We start from the raw sequence: 23,488 nt of genomic DNA, 5'->3' as shown, positions 1-23,488 counted from the left end.
CTAAAAAAGAGAGCCAAGTGACTCTCTTTTTTGTTTTATATAAAACTATTATTTGTTCTTCTTTGCTTTAATCATCATTTCAAGTTGATCCCAAAGTTCTTCGGGAATTGCTTCAAGTAAATTGAACTGTCCGGCACCTTTCAACCATTCACCACCATCAATTGTTATAACATCTCCGTTGATGTATGCAGAAAAGTCAGAAACTAAATAAGCCGCTAGATTGGCTAATTCCTGATGATCTCCCACACGTTTTAACGGTACTTTTTTAGCCATATCAAATTTTTCGGCTAGATCTCCTGGTAATAAACGATCCCATGCGCCCTTAGTTGGGAATGGTCCCGGGGCAATTGCATTAGAACGAATTCCATATTTTGCCCATTCTACCGCAAGACTTCGTGTCATGGCAAGAACTCCGGCTTTTGCAGTAGCACTAGGCACCACGTAAGCAGAACCTGTCCAGGCGTAAGTCGTAACAATATTCAAAATGGTAGATGATTTTTGTTTGGTATCAATCCAATGTTTTCCAAAAGCAAGCGTACAGTTTTTGGATCCTTTTAAAACGATATCAATTACAGTATCAAAGGCATTAGCAGATAATCTTTCAGTAGGAGAAATGAAATTTCCAGCAGCATTATTCAGTAAAACATCTACTTTACCAAAAGCTTTCAAAACTTCTTGTAGCATATTTTCCACTTCTTCATAATGACGCACATCACATTGAACAGGTAGGCATGTTCCGCCCGTTTCTTTTTCTAGTTCAGCAGCAGTATTCTTTAATTTTTCTATATCTCTAGACGAAATAGCAACTTGCGCTCCTAATTCCAAGAAATATTTAGTCATTGCTTTTCCTAAACCGCTTCCGCCTCCGGTTACGACAATTACTTTGCCTTTTAGGGCATCGTCGCGTAACATTTTATCTGTATAGCTCATATTTTGATATTTTTTTATTGTAAATATAATAAAATTAAATAGTATGCACGCATAATAAAAATAAATTTCAATACTCATTTTAGATGGCGCACAATCTTTTAGCGGCTTCTTCCAGCGTAGCATTGTCTTTGGCAAAGCAAAACCGAATTAATTTCAGGTCTTTTCCATCGGCATAAAAAGTAGAAATAGGAATTGCAGCTACGCCATGTTCAGTAATGAGGCGTTTACAGAAATCAATATCGCTTTCATTTGATATAGCTGCATACGAAGCGACCTGAAAATAAGTTCCCTCGCAAGGGATGAGTTCGAAGCGACTGTTTTTTAATAATTGTCTGAAATAATCCCGTTTTTCCTGATATAATTTCCCGATTTCTGGAATAGAAACGATATCTAGATACTCGCCAATAGCAACCTGACAAATACTATTTACACTAAAAACTAAAAACTGATGCACTTTTTTGATTTCTTTCATCAAATATTCGGGTGCTACTAAATAGCCCACTTTCCAACCCGTAACATGGAATGATTTCCCGAAAGAGGAAACCATCACACTACGATTTAATAGTTTTTTACGAGTATGAGCTGAAATGTGTTTTTCTTCGAAAGTGATGTATTCATAAACTTCATCAGAAAGAAGTACGATATCCGGATATTTTTCCAATAAGATTTCTAGAGCTTCAAAATCGGAATCTTTTAAAATTTTCCCCGTTGGATTATGCGGATTATTAATGATAATCATTTTGGTTTTTGCAGTACACGCTTTTTCGATAATTTCCCAGTTTGGAGTATAATCATCATTCAGTGCTACCCGAACTGGATTTGCATTGCACAATAATACGGGTGCTTCATAGCAATCATAACTTGGATCTAAGATAATTACGTCGTCATTATTTTTCACCAAAGCTGTTATGGTGGTAAAAATGGCTTGTGTCGCTCCGACGGTAACTAGTAATTCCGTTTCAGGCTGAATGGTTCTTCCGTAGGAGTGTTTAACGAGTGTCGCTATTTTTGATAATAATGGTAAATAGCCAGACATAGGCGTATACTGATGCACATTCTCTATGGCCAGTTTAGCGACAATATCGGTTAATCTTTCGTCAACAGGAAAGTTTGGAAAACCTTGAGAAAGGTTGATGGCATTATATTCAGCTGCCAGTTGCGACATAACCGTAAAAATACTCGTACTAATATTAGGCAATTTACTCATAATAAGGGCATTAATTCTTAGTATAAAAATAGGTATTTTTATTAGAATTGTCTTGTATATTATGCGCTTTAAAATGATTTAGTATTGCAATATGGTTATAAATTAATTGAATACATTCAAATAAGTTCAAAATTTTTAAGTTTTTGATTTTAACAAAATTACATCTTATGAATGATGAAAATTGTGGGGCGTTTGTGCAAATCGATGGTTTCTTTTTTCCAAGCCGCAATTTTTTTGGTTTTAATGTATTCTGTAGGTAAAGTAATGTCCGTAGCAATGCACAAATGCGTTTCGGGATGCAAGGTTTGAATTAAATCCTCTAATAATTTATTGTTTCTGTATGGAGTTTCAATAAAAATTTGAGATTGGTTTTTCTCAAATGAGATTCTTTCTAGAGTTTTAAAGCTTGCTTTTTTTTCGTCTTTTTCAATAGGCAAGTAGCCATGAAAAGTAAAACTTTGTCCATTCATTCCGGAGGCCATCATTGCTAAAAGAATAGAAGAAGGACCTACCAGCGGAATAACTTGAATTCCTTTTTCATGCGCTAGTTTAACGATTACAGCACCAGGATCAGCAACTCCTGGACAACCTGCTTCGCTCATTAAGCCCATGTTTTCTCCAGCTAACAAGGGTTTAATAAAATCCAAATGTTCCTTGGTCTCGGTGTGTTTGTTTAAAATAAACAGTTTTAAATCTGCTTGTTTTTTTTCTGGATTAACAATTTTTATTGATTTTCGAGCTGTCTTGTCGTTCTCAACAATATAGGAATCAATGAGGTCGATGCTTCTTTTGATAGTTTGCGGTAATACATCCATGGGGTCACAATCGCCCATTGTTGTAGGTATTAAATACAGTTTCCCTAATATTATTGATGCCATTGCTGAAGTATTGTTAAGTAAATTTTTCTACTTGTTTTCTAGGAAAATTTTAAAGCTAAAATTTTAAGGATGTTTATTTATTAATTTTGTTGCAATTGCATTACAAACTTCGTCAAGCATAATATACACTATTTCAAATCCATTGGGTAAACCAAAATAAGGATCCGGAACATCTACTTTTTCATTTGGAAATAATTCATCTAAAATTAGCTTAACTTTTTGTATTTGTTCTTGATTTTCAGCAAGTTCAATGACATTGGTGTAATTAGAATTGTCCATTACGTAAATATAGTCAAACGAATCGAAATCAGATTTGCTGAATTGTCTTCCTTTTTGATTTGAAATATTTATTTTATTTTTTTTGGCCACGGCAACAGAACGGTCATCCGGTTTATGGCCAACATGCCAAGAACCAGTTCCTGCTGAATCGACTATGAATTTGTTTTTTGGGAGCTTGGAGGCTAATATGCCTTCGGCTAAAGGGGATCGGCAAATATTGCCTAAACAGACCATTAAAATTTTTACTGACATGATGCGTTTACAGCGTTAATTTTTTATTGATATCTTCAACAAATTTCTTGAATTGTTTGTCGGTAGCAACTAAATTATCAACGGTTTTGCAAGCATGTAATACGGTAGCATGATCCCTGTCCCCAATTTGAGAACCAATATTTGCTAAAGATGCTTTTGTGAATTTTTTCGCAAAAAACATTGCCAATTGTCGGGCTTGAACAACATGCCTTTTTCTAGTTTTTGATTGTAATGTCTCTAAATCCAATTGGAAATAATCCGAAACAATTTTTTGAATGTAATCGATAGAAATTTCTCGTTTTACATTTTTAACAAATTTTTCAACAACACTTTTGGCTAATTCTAGTGTTACTTCTTTTTTATTAAATGAAGATTGTGCAATCAGGGAAATGATGGCTCCTTCCAGTTCTCTTACATTCGATTTGATATTACGGGCAACATATTCTATTATTTCTTCAGGGATTTCTACACCATCTCTATACAATATATTTTTTAGGATAGAAATTCTGGTTTCATAATCCGGTTGGTGCAATTCAGCAGACAATCCCCATTTGAAACGCGATAATAATCGTTGTTCAATATCTTGCATGTCAACTGGCGCCTTGTCAGATGTTAAGATTACCTGTTTACCATTTTGGTGTAAATAATTGAAGATATGGAAAAATACATCCTGCGTTCCAGACTTTCCAGAAAGGAACTGGACATCATCAATAATTAAAACATCAATTAATTGATAAAAGTGGATGAAATCATTTCGGTTGTTTTTCTTAACCGAGTCAATATATTGTTGTGTGAAAATCTCAGCTGAAATGTATAAAACTGTTTTTTCTGGGTACTTGTCTTTTATTTCTACACCAATAGCGTGAGCTAAGTGGGTTTTTCCTAGTCCAACTCCTCCAAAAATCAACAACGGATTAAATGAAGTTCCTCCAGGTTTATTGGCAACAGCCATACCTGCAGAACGCGCAAGTCTATTAGAATCTCCTTCTAGAAAATTATCAAAACTGTAATTAGCATTCAGTTGAGATTCAATTTTTAAATTTCGGATTCCTGGGATTACAAATGGATTTTTTAATTCAGGGTTTAAGTTTTTGAATGGAGCATCAACCTCTTGCGGCTTCATAGGAACTCTGTTGGCACTTGGTAATTGCTCCGTAAACGGCTGTTTGTTACCATAAGTGTTTTCCATTCTGATTTTATAGAGTAACTTTGCGTTTTTCCCAAGTTCTTTAGTAAGTGCAACTTTTAATAATTTTACATAGTGTTCTTCTAGCCATTCATAGAAAAATTTACTTGGAACTTGAATATATAATGCGTTATCGGTAAGTTCAACTGATTTGATTGGTTCGAACCAAGTTTTGTAAGCTTGATCCTGAATGTTGTCTTTTATGAAAGACAAACAGTTTTCCCATACTGATTGAGCAGTTTTGTTCATATATTCTGTTAAATTATTTTTAATTGGTAATTGTTATCTTACAAAAAAAAAGATGTTTTCTTATTATTTATCGGGGTAACAAATATGTGAACAAATTTCTGTAAAAAAAAATATATTGGACAATAATTTTCCAAATTATTGTCGTAAGGAACGTTTTGAATTTAAAATTTTTAATAAATAATTAATGAAAGATCATCAAATACAAGTTAGGGTGCGTTACTCTGAAACGGATCAAATGGGCGTTGTTTATCACGGAAATTACATCCCTTATTTTGAGATAGGAAGAGTGGAATGGCTTAGAAACAAAGGGGTTTCGTATAAAAGTATGGAAGAAAGTGGAATTGCACTTCCGATAGTTTCCATGAATATAAATTATAAAAAATCAGCTCGCTATGATGAGTTGCTTACCGTTCACACTGTTTTCAAAAGTCAGAGTTCTGTGAAGATAGAATTTGATTGCGCTATTTATAATGAGTCTGATGAGTTATTAACAACTGCCCAATTTATCCTTGTTTTTGTGTCCTTAAAAACAGGTCGTCCTACCGCTCCGCCAGATTATATTTTAGAACTCTTAAAAACAATAGAATAAATTATAAAATAAGCAATTTTGAGTAGAAATTAGATTCGTTTTATATCGATTTCAAACATTGAATTAAAAATGTCGAATACCATTTCGGCATTTTTTTTTCGGGTTTTTATTTCAATTTTGCCTATCGGAAGTCCTGAATCTTCATTTATTTCCATTTCTTGACTTACAATTTCAAGTTTTTTTTCCTTAATTACCCGCATCACTTTATTCATATTTTGATAATCAAATGTGATTGAAAAATGAATATCTATCGTTTTTTCGACAATTTCACAGGTTTCCAGAACTATTTGTGCGGTCGTTTTATAAGCAGAAATTAATCCTCCAACACCTAATTTCACGCCACCAAATATTCGGACGACAACAATAAGTATATTGGTTACAGAAAAAGACTGAATTTGTCCATAAATAGGCATTCCTGCACTATTACTTGGTTCGCCATCATCATTAGCTCTATACGTTATAGAATCTGCACCTATTTGATACGCATAACAAAAATGTCCTGCATTAGGGTGGAGTTTTCTTAAGGTTTCGATTAGTGGTTTTACTGCTTCTTCCGATTGAATTGGAAAGGCGTAACCAAAAAATTTACTGTTTTTTTCTTTGAATAATACTTCATCAGAGGGAAATTCAATGGTATTGTAGGTGTCTTTAAATTCCAAAAGCTACTTTTCTAAATTATTTTTTTGTCAAATAAATGGACAACATCTTCTTTTCCTACTTGTAAATTCCAAACTTGGAATCCTAATGCAAGTGCTGCATCAGTATTTTCTTTTTTGTCATCAATAAACAAAGTGCGTTTTGGTGTTAATTCATATTTTTTTACCAAGTAATTGAAAATTTCTGCGTCAGGTTTTCGCATGCCTAATTCAAAAGAAAAATAAACCCTTTCAAAACATTCATAAAATTCTCTGTAAAAGGTCATTCCGGCTGTATGCTGAAATTTATCGATGTGAATTGCATCTGTATTACTTAGTAGGAATAAGCGGTATTTTTGCGAAAGCATTTGTAAAAACTCAAGTCTGTACAATGGGAAATCTAATAAAATGGTATTCCAAGCGCTTCTAATCTCGTCTATCGAAGCATTAGGCATGTGTTTCTGGAATCCTTCAATAAATTGAATTTCAGAAATTTTTCCTTTTTCAAATGATATATTGAGTTCATTTAAATCCTCAGTCCATTCTTTTAAACCTAATTTAGTAAACTCGACAATAGGGGCTTCTTTGTCTAAGTTGATAAAAATATCTCCAAAATCAAAAATTATAGTATTAATCATAGTTTCTAGATAGTATTAATTGATCATTACCAATAGATTGTTTTTTGAACTGGTTTTTAGCAAGATTTGGAGCTTTTGTTCCTTCCTTAAATTCGACACTTCCAATAAATATTCTAGCTTCGTCCCAAAGATTGGCATCAATAAATGTTTGTAAAGTTTGTCGTCCGCCTTCTATAATAATGGATTGAATTTGATGCTGATATAGTGATTGTATTATTTGGGTTGCTATATTTTGTTCAAAATCAATATACTCAAAGATACTATTTTCTTTTTCAATAGGTTGTTTGAATTTAGAAAATAGGATTGTTTTAACTTGATTATCAAATATGTAATTGTCTTTTGGAATGCGATTGTTTTGGTCTAAAACTACTCTAATCGGGTTGTTTCCTGACCAATCCCGTGCATTTAATTTTGGATTGTCATCAATGGCAGTTTGAGTTCCCACCAGAATGGCTTGTTCCTCCGTTCTCCATTTATGTACTAATTGTCTCGAATATTGATTTGTAATCCAAACTGGTTTTTTTTCTGATTTTTCTTTTGGCGCGATAAAACCATCTTGGCTTTCGGCCCATTTCAAAATAATATAGGGTCTTTTCTTTTCGTGAAATGTAAAAAACCTTTTATTAAGCTCATTGCATTCTTCTTCGAGAATTCCAACAGTGACATGTATTCCGGCTTCCATTAGTTTTTTGATTCCGTTTCCTGCCACTTTTACATTAGGGTCAACAGTTCCAATAACTACATTTGGAATTTTATTTTTGATAATCAAATCGCAACAAGGTGGCGTTTTGCCAAAATGACTACACGGTTCTAAACTCACATAAATAGTCGCTTTTTTTAACAACGATTTGTCTTTTACAGAATTCACAGCGTTTACTTCAGCATGCGGTTCTCCTGCTTTTTTATGCCAGCCTTCGCCAATGATTTTGTTGTCATAAACAATAACACTGCCTACCAAAGGATTTGGGTACGTTGTTCCCAAACCATTTTTGGCTAATTCAATGCAACGTCGGATGTATTTTTCATGTATTTTCACAACACAAAAGTAGTTATTTTTGAGTTTAGTCCCAATCCCGCCCCGAAACTTCGGGATCGGGACGATATTAGTTTTGAAACTTTCTAAAATAACACTAAACAATTTCTATTTTTGCAGGTAAAATTAGCTTTTGAAGAAAATGGAAAATTACAGTATTAGAAAAATAAAAAAAGAGGACAATCAAGCAGTTGCTGCATTGATAAGAGCAGTTTTTGACGAATTAAACATCCCAAAAGTAGGAACGGCTTATGAAGATCCGTATTTGGATTTAATGTTTGAGGAATATAATAAGCCAAAATCTGTTTATTATGTTGTCGAAAAGGATGGAAAAATCATAGGTTCTGCCGGTGTTGCACCACTTGAAAATGAAGCGGAAACAATCTGTGAACTTCAAAAAATGTATTTTCTCCCAGAAACCCGGGGACTTGGAATTGGAAGCCAAATGATGGCTCAATGTTTACAAAGTGGCAAAGATTTTGGTTTTGAAAAATGCTATTTGGAAACGATGCCTTTTATGCTTGATGCTCAAAAACTCTATAAGAAAGTAGGTTTTGAATACATTTGTTCTCCTATGGGAAGTACAGGTCATACCAGTTGTCCTATTTGGATGCTTAAAACATTATAAATTTTAAATGAAAAAGAGCTCTTTTGAAATTAAAAAATACAGAACCCAATTTATTCAAGAACTGACTCCAATTTATGATGCTGGAGAAGCAGAGAGTTTTTTCTATTTAATATTAGAAGAAAAACATCAATTGAAAAGAATAGACTTGGCGTTGCATCCTGATTTAGTTTTTTCGGAGGAAGAAATCGTAGTTTGGAACTCGATTTTAGAACAATTGAAACTGGAAATTCCAGTACAATATCTTTTAGGAAAAACCAGTTTTTATGGATTGGATTTTGAAGTCAATGAGAACGTTTTAATTCCAAGACCTGAAACCGAAGAATTAGTCGAATGGATTTTAGAAAGTCAAAAGTCGAAAGTCGAAACTTCGGGAGAAAGCTTAAAAGATTTAAAAATTTTGGATATTGGAACAGGAAGTGGTTGTATCGCCATTTCATTGGCAAAAAATCTTCCAAATGCCACAGTTTTTGCAATTGATGTTTCTGAAAAGGCTTTGGCTACAGCCAAAACAAACGCAGAAAATAATTCCGTCAATGTTACTTTTATCAATCAAAATATTCTTGATGTTGTCTCCCTGAGCGCAGTCGAAGGGTTGGGACAACAATTTGATATTATTGTTTCTAATCCGCCTTATGTTCGAAATTTAGAAAAGGAAGAAATTAAGAAAAATGTATTGGACAATGAACCGCATTTGGCACTTTTTGTAGCAGATGATGATGCGTTGATTTTTTATAAAAAAATAGCCGAATTGGCTCAGAAAAACCTTTCTGAAAATGGGCAATTGTATTTTGAAATCAATCAATATTTAGGCAAAGAAATGGTTGATTTACTCGAAAAAATGAATTTCGCAACCATCGAATTACGAAAAGATATTTACGGCAATGACAGGATGCTTAGTTGTCATTGCGAGGAACGAAGCAATCGCATCTAAATTTTGTTGTTGTTTATGCGAAAGTTCTCGTTTTACGGGGTTTGCGTGAGGGGTAGGAGCGAGTTACCTTGTAACGCGGATGACCCGACGGCATTAAAAAAAGGGGCAACCAGCACGTATGATTAGTTAGCCCCTTTTTTTAATGTGGTCACGCCCAAATTGTTTTAAAAATATAAAATGTGATTGCTTTGTTCCTCGCAATGAAGTTGATTACTATAAACTACTCATATCGTAATGCTTCAATTGGGTCTAACATAGCCGCTTTTATTGCAGGATATAAACCAGAAGCGATTGCAACCATAAAACTGGTTATAAATGCCGCCATGATTGCGCTCCACGGAATTACAAATGCAAAACTCATTGCAGTAGCAATACCAAAACCAATTAAGATTCCGAAAATTATCCCTACCAAGCCGCCCAATTGACCAATAAGCAAAGTTTCTATAAAAAATTGAAAAGCAATCGTTGTTTTTTTGGCTCCTAAGGCTTTTCGAACGCCTATTTCTCGAGTACGTTCCGTTACTGAAACAATCATAATATTCATCAAAGCAATTGAAGATCCAAGAACGGTAATGATCCCAATAAGCCAAGAAGCAAGCCCAAGATATTGTGTGATTCCAAGGATTCTGTTGATTAAGTCATCACTGCGAACGAGTCCAAAATTATTATCTTCAACGGGACTTAATTTACGAACCCTGCGCATGATGCTGTTAGCATTGTCAATTGCTTGGTCTAGCAATTCTTTTTTACTAACCATAACACTTACCGTATAATTGATGTTAGGCGCCGTAAATAAAGAACGCGCTAATTGTATTGGGATTAAAACCCGCAAATCCTGACTGTTACCAAAAGTTGATCCTTTCTCTTTTAATACTCCAATAACCCTAAACTTAGCGCCTCTGATTGAAATTATTTTATCAATGGGATTCACGTTTTTTAGTAATCCTTTTTCAAAATCAGAACCTACAACACACACATATGCATTGTTGTCAATATCAAATCCTGTAAAATTTCGTCCAGAACTGGTTTCCAGTCCGGAATTACTCATGAAAAATTCATCGACACCTACAATTGAATTTTCAGGATCCGTTTTTGAAGATTCAAATTTTACTTCAGCGCCAGAAGTAGCGGTAAACGAAAGCGAAGTTTCAGTAAAAGGATAGTTGTATTTATTCTTAAAAGCAACCGCTTCAGGATACGAAATAATAGGATTAATTATTTCACGTTCATCTCTTCCCTGTCTTCTCACAGTGTTTTCATACTGTTTTAGGTTGAAGGTATTGGCTCCCATTGATGCAAAATCAGAGGAAATAGTATTTTCTAAAGCAGAAACAACAGTAAGGATACTAACTAAAGCTGTGATTCCAATAGCGATAATCAACACAGTTAGAACGGTTCTCAACAATTGTGTTCTGATGGAACCGAATGCAATTCGAATATTTTCTTTGAATAATTTTAACATCATAGCAGTTTGACACGAAAATACAATTTTTGTTACAAATTTCCTTTTCAAAATTCCTAATTTATTTTTTAGAAGCTATTTACTTCATCAGTTCGCTTCGCTCGTGTCTAGCTTTTTGCTATAACCTGTCAGTGAAAATAACTTGCTTTAGTTACCTAAAAGGAGCTTCCTTTAATCGCTCTTTCAGGCAAGAAAACAATATTATTTTTCACTTCCCTATTTTCACTTCAAATGAAGTTCACAGAACTACTATGAAAAATAGAAATTAAGTGAAGTAATCTGGGCTTGGCATCGGGCAATAAAATGATGAAATTTGTAAACAGATTTATTTTAAAAATAAGATATTTGCAAAGAATTAGAATTTGGAGTTTTTCAAGAATTCCTAAATCTGAAAATCTAAAAATCCAATAATCAAAAAATGGCATCAAAACCGAGCATTCCAAAAGGAACCAGAGATTTTTCACCAACTGAGGTGGCAAAACGAAACTATATCATTCAGATTATAAAAAGTAATTTCGAGAAATTTGGTTTTCAACCTATAGAAACTCCTTCGTTCGAAAATTCCGAAACCCTAATGGGGAAATACGGAGAAGAAGGCGATCGTTTGATTTTTAAAATATTGAATTCAGGAGACTATTTGGCGAAAGCCAATGCGACACATTTAGAAAATAAAGACAGTACTAAATTAACGTCAAGTATTTCTGAGAAAGCCTTGCGTTATGACTTAACCGTTCCGTTTGCACGTTATGTGGTACAACATCAAAACGATATTGAATTTCCATTTAAAAGATACCAAATTCAACCTGTATGGAGAGCAGATCGCCCACAAAAAGGACGTTTCAGAGAGTTTTTTCAATGTGATGCTGATGTGGTAGGTTCTAAATCATTGTGGCAAGAAGTAGAATTGGTTCAATTATATGATACTGTTTTTTCTGCTTTAGGTTTAGAAGGGGTAACCATCAAAATCAATAATAGAAAAATATTATCTGGAATTGCTGAAGTGATTGGCGCATCAGATAAATTAATAGATTTCACTATTGCGTTAGACAAACTCGATAAAATAGGAGAGGACGGCGTGAAAAAAGAAATGTTGGAGAAAGGAATTTCAGAAAAAGCGATTCTGAAAGTACAGCCGCTATTTAATTTTACAGGAACTATTTCAGAGAAAATAAACCAACTTTCTGTTTTGCTTGCGGACTCCAATGAAGGAATGAAAGGAGTTGAAGAGCTGCGTTTTATTTGTGAAAACGTTTCGGAACTAGGATTGGTAACAGCAATTTTAGACTTGGATGTAACCTTGGCAAGAGGATTGAATTATTATACAGGTGCCATTTTTGAAGTGGCTCCGCCAAAATCTGTAGCAATGGGATCCATTGGCGGCGGCGGAAGGTACGATGATTTGACTGGAATTTTCGGATTGAAAAATATGAGTGGTGTGGGGATTTCTTTTGGATTGGATCGAATCTATTTGGTTGTCGAAGAATTGAATTTGTTTCCTGAAACCGTAACGGCAACTTCTAAAGCGTTGTTTATTAATTATGGTGATACAGAAGCTTTTTATGCAATGAAAGCGATAAAAGAATTAAGGAATTCAGGTGTAAAGGTAGAATTGTATCCGGATAGTGCGAAAGTATCAAAGCAGTTTCAGCATGCAGATAAAAGAGCGATACCTTTTGCCGTAATCGCAGGAGAACAAGAAATGGCTACCAATTCTTTTTCTCTTAAAAATTTAGTGAGTGGAGAGCAGACTTCAGTGGATTTTGAAGGTTTGAAAAACGCATTATTGTAGTTTTATTTTGTAAGCATAAAAAAAGCTTCGTTTACTAAACGAAGCTTTTTTTAATATAAAATAATGGTGAATTAATAATTTTTAGGGATTCTTTAGTTTTTCATTTACAGAAAAATAACTGAAAATAATTGAAACAAATTTATATAAACTATATCGAGATAGTCTTAAAATTATATTAAAATTTGAGTGTGTAAAAATTGTTTTGAACAGTATAAAATTTAAAAAGAATTATAAATTTGATAAAAAGATGACAATTTGACATTTTAAAAGAATTGGCAGTACTTTTGCAATCCAAAGAAAAGAATAAAATGAAGTTTAAGAATATTTTTAAAAATACAAGTAATATGACTACTGAAAATACAGAAATTGATCAAGAAATAGATGATGTGACATTAGAAAATAATGCAAATGGAGAGCAAATCATTATTGAGGAATTAAGTCTGGAAGAGCAATTGACTCAAGACTTAGCCAAAGAGAAAGACAAGTATTTACGATTATTTGCAGAATTTGAAAATTACAAACGTAGAACTACTAAAGAGCGTATAGAGTTGTTTAAAACGGCTAATCAAGAAGTTTTGCTTGCAATGCTTCCTGTATTAGATGATTTTGACAGAGCTTTGGTTGAAATAAACAAATCGGATGACGAATTGTTAACAAAAGGTGTGGAGCTTATTCATGAGAAATTAAAAAGCACTTTGGTTTCTAAAGGATTAGAGCAAGTTGAGGTTAAGGCTGGAGACGCTTTTGATGCTGATTTTGCTGAAGCAATTACTCAGATTCCAGCGCCAAAGATGAAGGGGAAAATTGTTGATGTTCTTGAAAAAGGATACAAATTAGGAGACAAGATCATTCGTTTTCCAAAAGTTGTAATAGGGCAGTAGTAGAGACTCAGTTTATTAGGTCTTTACATCACGCATAGAGGCGCGCTAGAGTGCGACTCAACAAAATAAAAATAAAAATGAAAAAAGATTTTTACGAAATATTAGGCATCTCAAAAAATGCTGATGCTGCTGAAATTAAAAAAGCATACCGAAAAAACGCTTTACAGTACCATCCTGACAAAAATCCTGGAGACAAATCGGCAGAAGATAAGTTTAAATTAGCTGCTGAAGCTTACGAAGTATTAAGCGATCCTCAGAAAAAAGCAAAATACGATCAACATGGGCATCAAGCTTTTGATGGTTCAGGCGGTTTTGGCGGAGGTGGTCACGGCGGAATGAATATGGATGACATATTCAGTCAGTTTGGTGATATTTTCGGAGGCGGTTTTGGTGGTTTTGGAGGCGGTGGAGGCGGAGGCGTTCGTCGTGCTAAAGGAAGCAACCTTCGTATCAAAGTAAAATTGACATTGGAAGAAATTGCCAATGGTGTTGAGAAAAAAGTAAAAGTAAAACGCAAAGTTCAAGCACCTGGAGTGACCTACAAAACATGTTCTACCTGTAATGGTCAAGGGCAAGTAATGCGCGTTACGAATACCATTTTGGGCAGAATGCAATCAGCTTCTACGTGTCCAACATGTAGTGGTTCAGGTCAAATTTTAGATAGAAAACCATCCGAAGCGGATTCACAAGGAATGATTCTTGAGGATGAAACGGTTTCAATAAAAATACCTGCGGGTGTTGTGGACGGAATGCAATTGAAAGTTTCTAATAAAGGAAACGATGCTCCAGGAAACAGTATTCCAGGAGATTTGATTGTTGCAATTGAAGAATTGGAGCATGAGTTCTTGAAACGTGAAGGAGAGAATTTACATTACGATTTATACATCAGTTTTGCTGAAGCGGTTCTAGGGATTTCCAAAGATATCGAAGCTATAAATGGAAAAGTAAGAATCAAACTGGAAGAAGGAATTCAATCCGGTAAAATTCTGAGATTAAAAGGAAAAGGAATTCCAAGTATCAATGGCTACGGAAACGGAGATCTATTGGTTCATGTAAATGTTTGGACTCCAAAAACACTGAACAAAGAACAAAAACAGTTTTTTGAAAAAAATCTTACGGATGAGAATTTTATTCCAAATCCGGAGAAATCAGACAAATCATTTTTTGAGAAAGTAAAAGACATGTTTTCATAATAAAAAATCAGACTCGGTTTAACACGTCTAATTTTAAAAATACATTTCCCCATCCTTGTTAAAATAAGGATGGGTTTTTTATGTAACTATTCTAAGTATTTCGGTACTAATTATTTACTTTTACACCAATTAAAAAATGAGCATGAATAACATTCTTGAAGTGAATAAAGTTGTCAAGCAATACGGTGATTATGTGGCGCTTAACGAGGTTTCATTAACTGTCCCAAAAGGAAGTATTTACGGCCTTTTAGGTCCAAATGGAGCCGGAAAAACATCACTTATCCGAATTATAAACCAAATTACATTGCCTGATAGCGGTGAAATTATTTTGGATGGTGAAAAACTGCAACCCAAACATGTTCAATATATAGGGTATTTACCCGAAGAAAGAGGATTGTACAACACGATGAAAGTGGGAGAACAATGCTTGTATTTGGCCCAAATGAAAGGACTTTCTAAGGCTGAAGCCAAAAAACAATTGGAGTATTGGTTTGAAAGATTAGAAATTCAAGGTTGGTGGAATAAGAAAATCCAAGAGCTTTCTAAAGGAATGGCGCAGAAAATTCAGTTTGTGGTTTGCGTTTTGCACAAACCAAAACTGTTGATTTTTGACGAACCTTTTTCTGGTTTTGATCCTGTAAATGCCAATATTATCAAAGATGAAATTCTGGCTTTGCGAGATCAAGGAGCGACGATAATTTTCTCTACACACCGTATGGAAAGCGTAGAAGAATTGTGTGATCATATTGCTTTAATCCACAAATCCAATAAATTAATCGAAGGAAAACTTGACGATGTCAAAAGACAATTTAAAGCCAATAGTTTTGAAGTGGGCATTTTATCGGAGAATGTAGAAGGATTGATGTATGCTATTACACAGAAATTCACCGTTGGTCCGGCTAATTTTAAATCATTGAACAACGAATTAAAACTGGAAATTCAATTAGGGAATGCCACGCCAAATGAGTTATTGAATATCTTGACCCAATGCGGACAAGTAACACATTTTGTAGAAAAAATTCCAAGTGTAAATGATATTTTTATTCAAACAGTAACACAATAGACTTTTCAGACTTCTTAGATTTTTAGAAAATCTAAAGGTTTATAATTCTAACAGTCTAAAATGTCTAACAATCTAACAATCTAAAATGTCTATAGTATCATTAATTATAAAAAGAGAGTTTATTGCCAAGGTGCGGAATAAATCCTTTATTGTTATGACTTTTTTAAGTCCGTTACTATTTGTGGGAATTGCCGTTTTTGTGGCGTATTTAAGTTCCATGAAAGCAGATACCAAACGAATCGCTATTCATGACGAATCAGGTATGTTTGTAAAAGAATTTACATCCCAGAACAATAAAAATGAGGAATACAAATACCTTGATTTGTCTTTGATAGATTTAAAATTCCTGAAAGACAGTATCACAAATGAAAGCTATGAAGGATTGTTGTATATCCCAAAGGCGAACAATACTAAGGATTTCGAAAGTAAAATCCAGTTTATTTCAAACAGTAGTCCTAGTATTTCATTCATTGAAAATGTTCAGGATATAATTGCAAGTAAACTGACCAAAAACAATTTAGAAAAAGCTCATTTAGATACGCGGGCAATTAAAAATGCCCAGTCAAAAGTGAATATCAGCCTGACAAAAGCCTCTGGTGAAGAAAGTGTCAAAGGACTTAACGAAATCAAAATCGGGATTGGTGGCGCATTTGGATATCTTATTATGATGTTCATAATCATATATGGAAACATGGTGATGCGAAGTGTCATCGAAGAAAAAACCAGCCGAATAGTAGAAATTATAATTTCCTCAGTTAAACCATTTCAATTGATGATGGGAAAAATCATAGGAACTTCACTAGCAGGATTGTTGCAATTCCTAATTTGGGCAATAATTGGAATGTCTTTACTTTTTGCAGCTTCGGCATTTTTAGGAGTAAATGTGGGTCCAACAGCCAGCGTTTCACCAGAAATGATGCAAACTGCACAGCAAGAAATGACTGGAACTGCGCAAATGTATATTAAGGAATTATGGAATTTACCCATTGCAAGTATCTTGATTGGATTTGTGATTTATTTCATAGGCGGTTATTTTCTGTATAGTTCCTTTTACGCGGCAATTGGTGCCGCAGTAGATAATCAAACGGATTCGCAGCAATTTTTGTTGCCAATCATTATGCCGTTAATGTTGAGCGTTTACGTTGGTTTTTTTACAGTTATCAATGATCCACATGGCACAGTTGCAGTTGTTTTTTCAATGATTCCGCTTACCTCACCAATAGTAATGTTGATGCGAATTCCGTTTGGCGTACCTTTGTGGCAAATCGCCATATCTGTAACATTATTGTTCGGAAGTTTCTTTTGTGTCGTTTGGTTTGCTGCAAAAATATACCGAATAGGAATACTTATGTATGGCAAAAAACCAACGTGGAGTGAGATGTACCGCTGGTTGAAATATTAAATTTAGATTAATTCGGTTATTCGTTTAATCGATTAAACAAATAGCCGAATTAATGATTAAACAAATTATCAAAAATGAGTAAAATACTAATCATTGAAGACGAGGCTGCAATTCGAAGAGTACTCACAAAAATACTTTCTGAAGAAAATGACACCTATCAGGTTGAAGAAGCCGAAGATGGTGTTGCAGGTCTTGAAAAAATAAAGAACACCGATTACGATTTGGTTTTGTGCGACATCAAAATGCCAAAAATGGATGGTGTTGAGGTATTAGAAGCAGTCAAAAAAATCAAGCCCGAAATTCCTATGGTGATGATTTCCGGTCATGGCGATATGGAAACGGCAATTAATACAATGCGTTTGGGAGCGTTTGATTACATTTCAAAACCACCCGATTTAAACCGATTGTTAAATACGGTTCGAAATGCTTTGGACAAAAAACAGCTCGTAGTAGAGAATAAAATTCTAAAGAAAAAAGTCAGTAAAAACTACGAAATGATTGGCGAAAGTGAAGCCATCAATCACATCAAAGTGATGATTGAGAAAGTTGCACAAACCGAAGCGAGAGTTTTAATTACGGGACCCAACGGAACCGGAAAAGAATTGGTTGCTCATCAATTACACGAGAAGAGTGAGCGCGCTAATTTCCCTTTAATCGAAGTAAACTGTGCTGCCATTCCATCAGAATTGATTGAAAGTGAATTATTCGGTCACGTAAAAGGAGCGTTTACATCGGCTGTCAAAGATCGCGCAGGAAAATTTGAAGCGGCAGATAAAGGAACAATTTTTCTAGATGAAATTGGTGATATGAGTCTTTCGGCACAAGCCAAAGTATTACGTGCTTTACAGGAAAGTATGATTACCAGAGTGGGAGCGGACAAAGACATCAAAGTCGATGTTCGTGTGGTCGCAGCTACCAATAAAGATTTGAAAGTCGAAATTGCCGAAGGGCGTTTCCGTGAGGATTTATACCATCGTTTGGCAGTGATTTTGATAAAAGTTCCGGCTTTGAATGATAGACGAGATGATATCCCGATGTTGATTTCTCATTTTGCGGATAAGATTGCTACGGAGCAAGGGAATGCAGTCAAAAAATTCTCTTCAGCAGCGATTAATTTGTTGAAAGAATACGATTGGACAGGAAACATCCGTGAATTACGAAATGTAGTGGAGCGCCTGATTATCCTTGGCGGAAGCGAAATTTCAGAGAATGATGTGAAGTTGTTTGCATCGAAATAAAATTAATTTAATGATTTTAAAATTTAACTATTTAAAGATTTGGCACTGGTTTAATCTTTTAATTTTTTAATTTTTTAATCTTTCAATCATAAGAAATGAAACTAAAAAAAATAAACGAAGAGTTACAACAAGCCTTAATTGAAAACGGTTTGACCGAGGCCAATGCGATGCAAAAAGAAACATTTTCGACACTGAAAAGTGGTTCGGATTGTATTATTATTGCGCCAAATGGAAGCGGAAAATCTACAACAATTGTGCTGAATGTAATTCAGAGATTGTCAGGCGCAAATGAAGAGTCACCTAGGGCTTTGATTATTGTGGAAGACAAAGCCAAAGTATTGGAAATGGAATCACTTTTTGAAAAATACGGCAAGAATTCTAATTTAGAAGTCTATGGTGTTCATGATAAAGGCGACATGGAATACGATAAAAATTATATCTCCAGCGGAATTGATGTGTTAATTGGGACTCCAAATAAGTTGAGCGAAATGTTTACTACGGCTGGATTTAACGTAAACCGATTGAAAATGTTTATTCTTGACGATGCTGATCCAATATTGAAATTGCGTCATGAAACAAAAATCATGCGTATTTCGAATAGTATTGTGAGAACCCAACGTATTATTTTCTCGGAACATTTCACGGAACGTATTGAAGTCCTTGCAGAGAAAATGCTAGAGGAGCCTTATGAATTCGACTTTGATGAAGAAGATGAGGATGAAGAAGATGAGGATTAATATTTATGCTCCGCAAAGTTTTCAACTTTGAGGAAGTGAAATTCAGTCTTAGACTGAAATAATTATATGAAAGAAGGCTACATTATTCGAGACCAATCAAAACCTCATTTTATAACGGCAACGGTTGTAGATTGGGTAGATGTATTTTCTAGAAAAAAATATCAAGATTGCATTATTGAAAGTTTGGATTTTTGTATAAAAAACAAAGGGATGATTTTGTATGGATTTGTAATTATGTCCAATCATATTCATTTGATTATTCAATCAGAAGAAAATAAATTATCTGATTTGATTAGAGATTTTAAAAAATTTACGGCAAAAACTATTTTAAATAAAATAGAAAACGGACCGGAAAGTAGCGCAGACTGGATGTTGAAACGATTTGAATTTGCTTGTAAAAGTCATACACGTAATGAAAAGTATCAGTTTTGGCAATATGGCAGCCATCCGGAAGAAATATTTTCCGAAAAATTTATGTGGTCTAAATTAGATTACATCCACATGAATCCAATACGAGCTGGAATAGTTTCAAAGGCTTCGCATTATAGTTATTCTAGTGCTTCTAATTATGTGAATGATGAGGGGATTATAGAAATCACAAAAATCGACAACCCAGTAATAGACGTTTTAAAACCGTCTTCAATTGCCAATAATTATATTTGGTAACTGATATATTAAATTAAAATATATAAAGGTCAGGAGGCCTTTCACACATCCTCAAAGTTGGAAACTTTGCGGAGCTAATGATGAGGAAAACGGTAATAAATAATTAAATAAAGAATAAAATGGGATTAATGAAAGTATTTTCGGGAAGTGAAATTTTAGCTTTAGCGTTACAAGAAAGAATTGAAGCGATTGGTGTAGATGTAGTAGTGAAAAATAATATACAATCGGCTCGATTGGGAGGATTTGGAAATTCAGATTTAGCAGTTGAATTGTTTGTTCAGGAAACCGAGTTTGCAAAAGTAAACCCTGTTATTGAAGAATTCAGAATGAGTATTTAATACATTCACAATAAAAGAAATAGAATGAAATATAAAATGTTGGTTTTGGATATGGATGATACTTTGTTGAACGATGATCATACCATTTCAAATGAAAATAAAGTGATGTTGTCCAAGGCAAGAGAATTGGGGGTGCATATTGTTTTGGCATCTGGAAGACCAACGCCAGCAATGATTGCTTACGCCAAAGAATTACAATTGGATAATTCCTATATGATATCATATAACGGAGCCGTAATTACGGATTTAAAGGAAGATAAAATCATTTTTGAGCAGACGTTAACTCAACAACAAATTCATGAATTGTATGATTACAGTTTGAAAAGTAAGACACACATTATTACTTATGTCAATGGGAAAATTGTAAGTGAAACGGATTCTGAATTTATAGAAATTGAAAAGAACATCACCGGTTTAGAACACAATAAAGTGGTAAGTTTTAAAGAAGAAGTTCAATCTTCAGCTGTGAAATGTATTTTGTTAGAAGAACCTGGTTACTTAAAAGGAGTAGAAAAAGACTTGAAAGCGGTAATGCCACATCTTAGCGTCAGCATGTCAAAGCCATTTTTTCTTGAAGTAGCGCAAAATGGAATTGATAAAGGAGCCAGTATCAAATTTTTAGCCGAAAGACTAAATATTCTTCAAAGTGAAATTATTGCTGTAGGAAATGCAGGAAATGATTTAACCATGATTGAATATGCTGGATTGGGCGTTTGGGTCGATAATGTAGATCCTGAATTGAGAGATAAAGGAGATTTTATCGTAGCGTCAAATAATAATCATGGCGTGGCTGAGGTGGTGAGACGTTTTATTTTGAATTAAAAATTCTCATTATTAAAAGAGCTGATTTTTAACGCATGCTGTTAGGTTTGTCAAGTTAAAAAAAATAAGAGGGAGTTTAAAAAAAACAACTCCCTCTCGCTTATTAATTTTAAAAAAAAACTATTACTTTTTAGATTCGTAAGTTACCATATCAATATCAACAGTTATTTCTTTTAAACGTTTGGCTATATTTTCTGGCATATTTTGTTGGTATTTTCCACCAAGAATTCCCGCCAAGAATTTTTCTGTTTCAGCGAACATTGCCATATTATTAACAGGTTTTCTAAAGCCATGGCCTTCATCATCAGCCAGCAAGTATGAAACTTGTTTCCCTTTTTCTCTCAAAGCTACAACAATTTGATCCGCTTCGGCTTTTTTAACTCTTGGATCGTTTGCACCTTGAATGATCAATAAAGGTTTTATAATTTTATCTGCACTAAACAACGGACTCGCTTCTTGCATTCTTTTTTTACCTTCTTCCGTCTTTGGATCACCAACCATTCCATACAATGAAGCTCTTGCAGCTTCCCAATAAGCCGGAATAGATTCTATTAAAGTAAAAAGATTACTTGGACCAACATTATCAACACCACAAGCATACAAGTCTGGAGTAAAAGCTAGTCCTGCCAAAGTTGCATAACCACCATAACTACCGCCCATTATGGCAACTTTATCTTTATTGGCAATTCCTTGAGCAATTAAATATTTTACACCCCAAGTAATATCATCTTGCATTAATTTTCCCCATTGCAAATCACCAGCATTAAGGAAGTTTTTTCCGTAACCACCGCTTGCCCTGAAATTAGGTTGCAAAACCGCATAACCTCTATTTGCCAAAAATTGAGCGATTGAATTGTAACCCCAATTATCTCTTGGTCCTTTTGGTCCTCCATGAATTAGCATTATCACAGGTAAATTTTTACCATTTGAACCCACGGGAAGCGTTAAATATCCTGAAATTTCTAAACCATCACTACTTTTATATTTTATAGGTGTCATTGCTGCTAAATACTGTTCTACCTTTTTTAAAGCTGGTCTTGATACATATTGTAAAAGCAATTCTTTTGTTTCTATATTAAAAAAATATACTTCTGTGGCATATTTATCTCCAGAAAGTGTTATCAAAAATTTCTTTTCATCGTTTGTTGAGCTTTGAAAACTTACTTCTCTACCCGGGAATTTCGATTGCAAAAACTTGTAACGAGATTCCCAGTTTTTATCTTTCCAATAATAGTTGGTTTTATCATCAGTGTAAGATGTAGATATAATTTTGTGGGTTACATCGCTTGTAGAAAGCCCACCAAAATCAACTTTGTTTTTTGGGTCACTTTCTATTTTGGTAATTTTTTGAGTTTCTATATCCATTAAAAGTAAAGTGGAGAGATTTAAATCTCCTTTATTGCTAACGAAATACGCTTGTTTGTTATCGGGTGTCCAGCTGGCTATATAAGCTTGCTCCGTTACTGATGTTTCATAAATTGGAGTTAGTTTATCACCATCTTTTTTATATGTTACTGTTGTTCCTTTGTCATCAGTTTTAGAAAGCGCCCTAAGGTTTTCATCCCAATCAAAGGTAAAACCGGTAACTCTTTCCTTGTTTTCATATAGTTTAGTAAGTTCCCCCGTAGAAATTTTAAGTTGGTATAAATCGTGCCATGCCTTGTCTCTTTCATTTAATAATACCATCATTAAATCGGGATTTTTCTTGCTGACCAAGTTTATTCTTGCCGCAATTCCTTTTAAAGGGGTTAGATTTCTGGAGACTGGAACTTTATTTACTTCTGTTGTTGCCATTGGGTCAACGGCAAAGATATTTATGTTTTCATCCCCATTCTCATCTTTAATATACAATATATATTTGCCATCAAATGACCAAAAATAGCCTTGCATTGGACGTTTACTATTAGTTAGTGGTCTAGCCTTTTCAAACGGTTCGTCAATTTTTTTGACCCAAATATTCATTATTCCCTCATATTCCTTCATAAAAGAAATAAATTTTCCGTCGGGACTTAATTGCCCTCCAGTAATTTCTGGATTTCCAAAAAACAACTCTCGATCCAAAATTGGAGTTTCGGTTTTATTAGTTTTTGTCTGAGCAATTGAAACATTAACCGTGATAATAAATAGTACAAGATGTAGAATGGTTTTTTTCATAGAAATAAGTTTTAAATGGTTTTAGGATTAGTAATTGATTGCAGAAAAAAGTTACAAAAAAAATCATCTTTTTTTCTTGGGTTTTCTTTGAAAATTTCTTTTCGTCTTTGTAAATATTTATAAAATTGTTGTAAATGTTTGATTGTTATTATTAAAGATAAAAAAAGTAGCTGTTTTTGAACGCCTTTTTGAGGAAACTAGAAGTGGAGGAAGGAATGAAATTAGATAATAGTTCAATTTGAACATTTGAAAATGGTCACAATTGCGAAACTTGTTGTAGTTTTAATTGTTCTTTTTCTTTGTAAATT

At 34.1% G+C, this 23,488-nt stretch carries 23 protein-coding genes; 13 read left to right on the top strand and 10 right to left on the bottom strand.

All coding sequences use genetic code 11. The features are described from left to right. Nucleotides 1–48 precede the first annotated feature (48 nt). The 5 genes from ACNQF6_RS03215 to dnaA all read right to left on the bottom strand — a co-directional run bounded on the left by ACNQF6_RS03215 (nt 49) and on the right by dnaA (nt 4,981). Nucleotides 49–930, bottom strand: a complete 882-nt coding sequence (locus tag ACNQF6_RS03215) for an SDR family oxidoreductase (RefSeq protein WP_417963199.1) — start codon at nt 928–930, stop codon at nt 49–51. 79 nt (nt 931–1,009) lie between these two features. Beyond that, on the bottom strand, nt 1,010–2,137 hold the full coding sequence (locus tag ACNQF6_RS03210) for a methionine aminotransferase (protein WP_417963197.1): 1,128 nt from the start codon (nt 2,135–2,137) through the stop codon (nt 1,010–1,012). Nucleotides 2,138–2,295: 158 nt separating this feature from the next. After that, the gene (locus ACNQF6_RS03205) at nt 2,296–3,015 is read right to left on the bottom strand and encodes an SAM-dependent methyltransferase (protein WP_417963195.1); all 720 of its coding nucleotides are present in this window, start codon (nt 3,013–3,015) and stop codon (nt 2,296–2,298) included. A gap of 63 nt (nt 3,016–3,078) precedes the next feature. Further along, complete coding sequence (locus ACNQF6_RS03200; RefSeq protein WP_417963193.1) at nt 3,079–3,546, bottom strand: low molecular weight protein-tyrosine-phosphatase; 468 nt, start codon at nt 3,544–3,546, stop codon at nt 3,079–3,081. Between the two features lie 7 nt (nt 3,547–3,553). Continuing rightward, nucleotides 3,554–4,981, bottom strand: a complete 1,428-nt coding sequence (gene dnaA, locus ACNQF6_RS03195) for a chromosomal replication initiator protein DnaA (protein WP_035674283.1) — start codon at nt 4,979–4,981, stop codon at nt 3,554–3,556. 184 nt (nt 4,982–5,165) lie between these two features. On the opposite strand from dnaA, the gene ACNQF6_RS03190 reads away from it, so the two are divergent. Beyond that, the gene (locus ACNQF6_RS03190) at nt 5,166–5,570 is read left to right on the top strand and encodes an acyl-CoA thioesterase (RefSeq protein WP_282714892.1); all 405 of its coding nucleotides are present in this window, start codon (nt 5,166–5,168) and stop codon (nt 5,568–5,570) included. Between the two features lie 29 nt (nt 5,571–5,599). Here the strand turns inward: ACNQF6_RS03190 and ACNQF6_RS03185 are convergent, their stop codons facing one another. The 3 genes from ACNQF6_RS03185 to ribD are packed head-to-tail and all read right to left on the bottom strand — an operon-like array spanning nt 5,600 to nt 7,879. Further along, entirely contained in the window at nt 5,600–6,229 is a 630-nt protein-coding gene (locus ACNQF6_RS03185) for an IMPACT family protein (protein ID WP_417963190.1), read from the bottom strand. A gap of 11 nt (nt 6,230–6,240) precedes the next feature. Next, nucleotides 6,241–6,843 (bottom strand): HAD family hydrolase, encoded by a 603-nt coding sequence (locus ACNQF6_RS03180; protein WP_417963188.1) that lies wholly within the window; start codon nt 6,841–6,843, stop codon nt 6,241–6,243. Beyond that, nucleotides 6,836–7,879, bottom strand: coding sequence for a bifunctional diaminohydroxyphosphoribosylaminopyrimidine deaminase/5-amino-6-(5-phosphoribosylamino)uracil reductase RibD (gene ribD / locus ACNQF6_RS03175; protein ID WP_417963186.1), 1,044 nt, complete (start codon nt 7,877–7,879; stop codon nt 6,836–6,838). The genes ACNQF6_RS03180 and ribD overlap by 8 nt, the downstream gene beginning before the upstream one ends. Nucleotides 7,880–8,018: 139 nt before the next feature. On the opposite strand from ribD, the gene ACNQF6_RS03170 reads away from it, so the two are divergent. Both ACNQF6_RS03170 and prmC read left to right on the top strand, forming a co-directional pair. Next, the gene (locus tag ACNQF6_RS03170) at nt 8,019–8,504 is read left to right on the top strand and encodes a GNAT family N-acetyltransferase (protein ID WP_417963184.1); all 486 of its coding nucleotides are present in this window, start codon (nt 8,019–8,021) and stop codon (nt 8,502–8,504) included. Between the two features lie 7 nt (nt 8,505–8,511). Next, nucleotides 8,512–9,435: a peptide chain release factor N(5)-glutamine methyltransferase gene (gene prmC, locus ACNQF6_RS03165; protein WP_417963181.1), complete on the top strand. Its 924-nt coding sequence runs from the start codon at nt 8,512–8,514 to the stop codon at nt 9,433–9,435. A 220-nt stretch (nt 9,436–9,655) separates the two neighbouring features. Here prmC and ACNQF6_RS03160 read toward each other — a convergent pair whose 3' ends face one another. Further along, complete coding sequence (locus ACNQF6_RS03160; RefSeq protein ID WP_417963179.1) at nt 9,656–10,900, bottom strand: ABC transporter permease; 1,245 nt, start codon at nt 10,898–10,900, stop codon at nt 9,656–9,658. 415 nt (nt 10,901–11,315) lie between these two features. Here ACNQF6_RS03160 and hisS point away from each other — a divergent pair, with 415 nt between their 5' ends. From hisS to ACNQF6_RS03110, 10 genes are all read left to right on the top strand, one after another. Continuing rightward, a complete protein-coding gene (hisS, locus tag ACNQF6_RS03155) occupies nt 11,316–12,686 on the top strand; it encodes a histidine--tRNA ligase (RefSeq protein WP_417963176.1) in 1,371 nt (456 codons plus the stop codon). Between the two features lie 308 nt (nt 12,687–12,994). Next, complete coding sequence (locus tag ACNQF6_RS03150; protein ID WP_417963174.1) at nt 12,995–13,567, top strand: nucleotide exchange factor GrpE; 573 nt, start codon at nt 12,995–12,997, stop codon at nt 13,565–13,567. A 77-nt stretch (nt 13,568–13,644) separates the two neighbouring features. After that, a complete protein-coding gene (gene dnaJ, locus ACNQF6_RS03145) occupies nt 13,645–14,760 on the top strand; it encodes a molecular chaperone DnaJ (RefSeq protein ID WP_417963172.1) in 1,116 nt (371 codons plus the stop codon). 142 nt (nt 14,761–14,902) lie between these two features. Beyond that, complete coding sequence (locus tag ACNQF6_RS03140; RefSeq protein WP_417963170.1) at nt 14,903–15,823, top strand: ABC transporter ATP-binding protein; 921 nt, start codon at nt 14,903–14,905, stop codon at nt 15,821–15,823. An 85-nt stretch (nt 15,824–15,908) separates the two neighbouring features. Beyond that, the gene (locus ACNQF6_RS03135) at nt 15,909–17,225 is read left to right on the top strand and encodes an ABC transporter permease (RefSeq protein WP_417963168.1); all 1,317 of its coding nucleotides are present in this window, start codon (nt 15,909–15,911) and stop codon (nt 17,223–17,225) included. A gap of 74 nt (nt 17,226–17,299) precedes the next feature. Then, complete coding sequence (locus ACNQF6_RS03130) at nt 17,300–18,463, top strand: sigma-54-dependent transcriptional regulator (RefSeq protein WP_417963166.1); 1,164 nt, start codon at nt 17,300–17,302, stop codon at nt 18,461–18,463. A 95-nt stretch (nt 18,464–18,558) separates the two neighbouring features. Further along, entirely contained in the window at nt 18,559–19,200 is a 642-nt protein-coding gene (locus ACNQF6_RS03125) for a DEAD/DEAH box helicase (protein WP_417963164.1), read from the top strand. Nucleotides 19,201–19,266: 66 nt separating this feature from the next. Then, a complete protein-coding gene (locus tag ACNQF6_RS03120) occupies nt 19,267–19,866 on the top strand; it encodes an REP-associated tyrosine transposase (protein WP_417963162.1) in 600 nt (199 codons plus the stop codon). Nucleotides 19,867–19,985: 119 nt separating this feature from the next. Beyond that, nucleotides 19,986–20,204, top strand: a complete 219-nt coding sequence (locus ACNQF6_RS03115) for a DUF2007 domain-containing protein (RefSeq protein ID WP_113665307.1) — start codon at nt 19,986–19,988, stop codon at nt 20,202–20,204. A 24-nt stretch (nt 20,205–20,228) separates the two neighbouring features. Continuing rightward, the gene (locus tag ACNQF6_RS03110; protein WP_417963159.1) at nt 20,229–21,026 is read left to right on the top strand and encodes a Cof-type HAD-IIB family hydrolase; all 798 of its coding nucleotides are present in this window, start codon (nt 20,229–20,231) and stop codon (nt 21,024–21,026) included. Between the two features lie 123 nt (nt 21,027–21,149). Here the strand turns inward: ACNQF6_RS03110 and ACNQF6_RS03105 are convergent, their stop codons facing one another. After that, entirely contained in the window at nt 21,150–23,180 is a 2,031-nt protein-coding gene (locus ACNQF6_RS03105) for a S9 family peptidase (protein ID WP_417963157.1), read from the bottom strand. Nucleotides 23,181–23,488: the final 308 nt, after the last annotated feature.

Origin of the sequence: Flavobacterium pasteuri (assembly GCF_048286615.1) — a bacterium.
GTDB lineage: Bacteria > Bacteroidota > Bacteroidia > Flavobacteriales > Flavobacteriaceae > Flavobacterium.
This window is presented reverse-complemented; position numbering and strand designations above follow the sequence as displayed.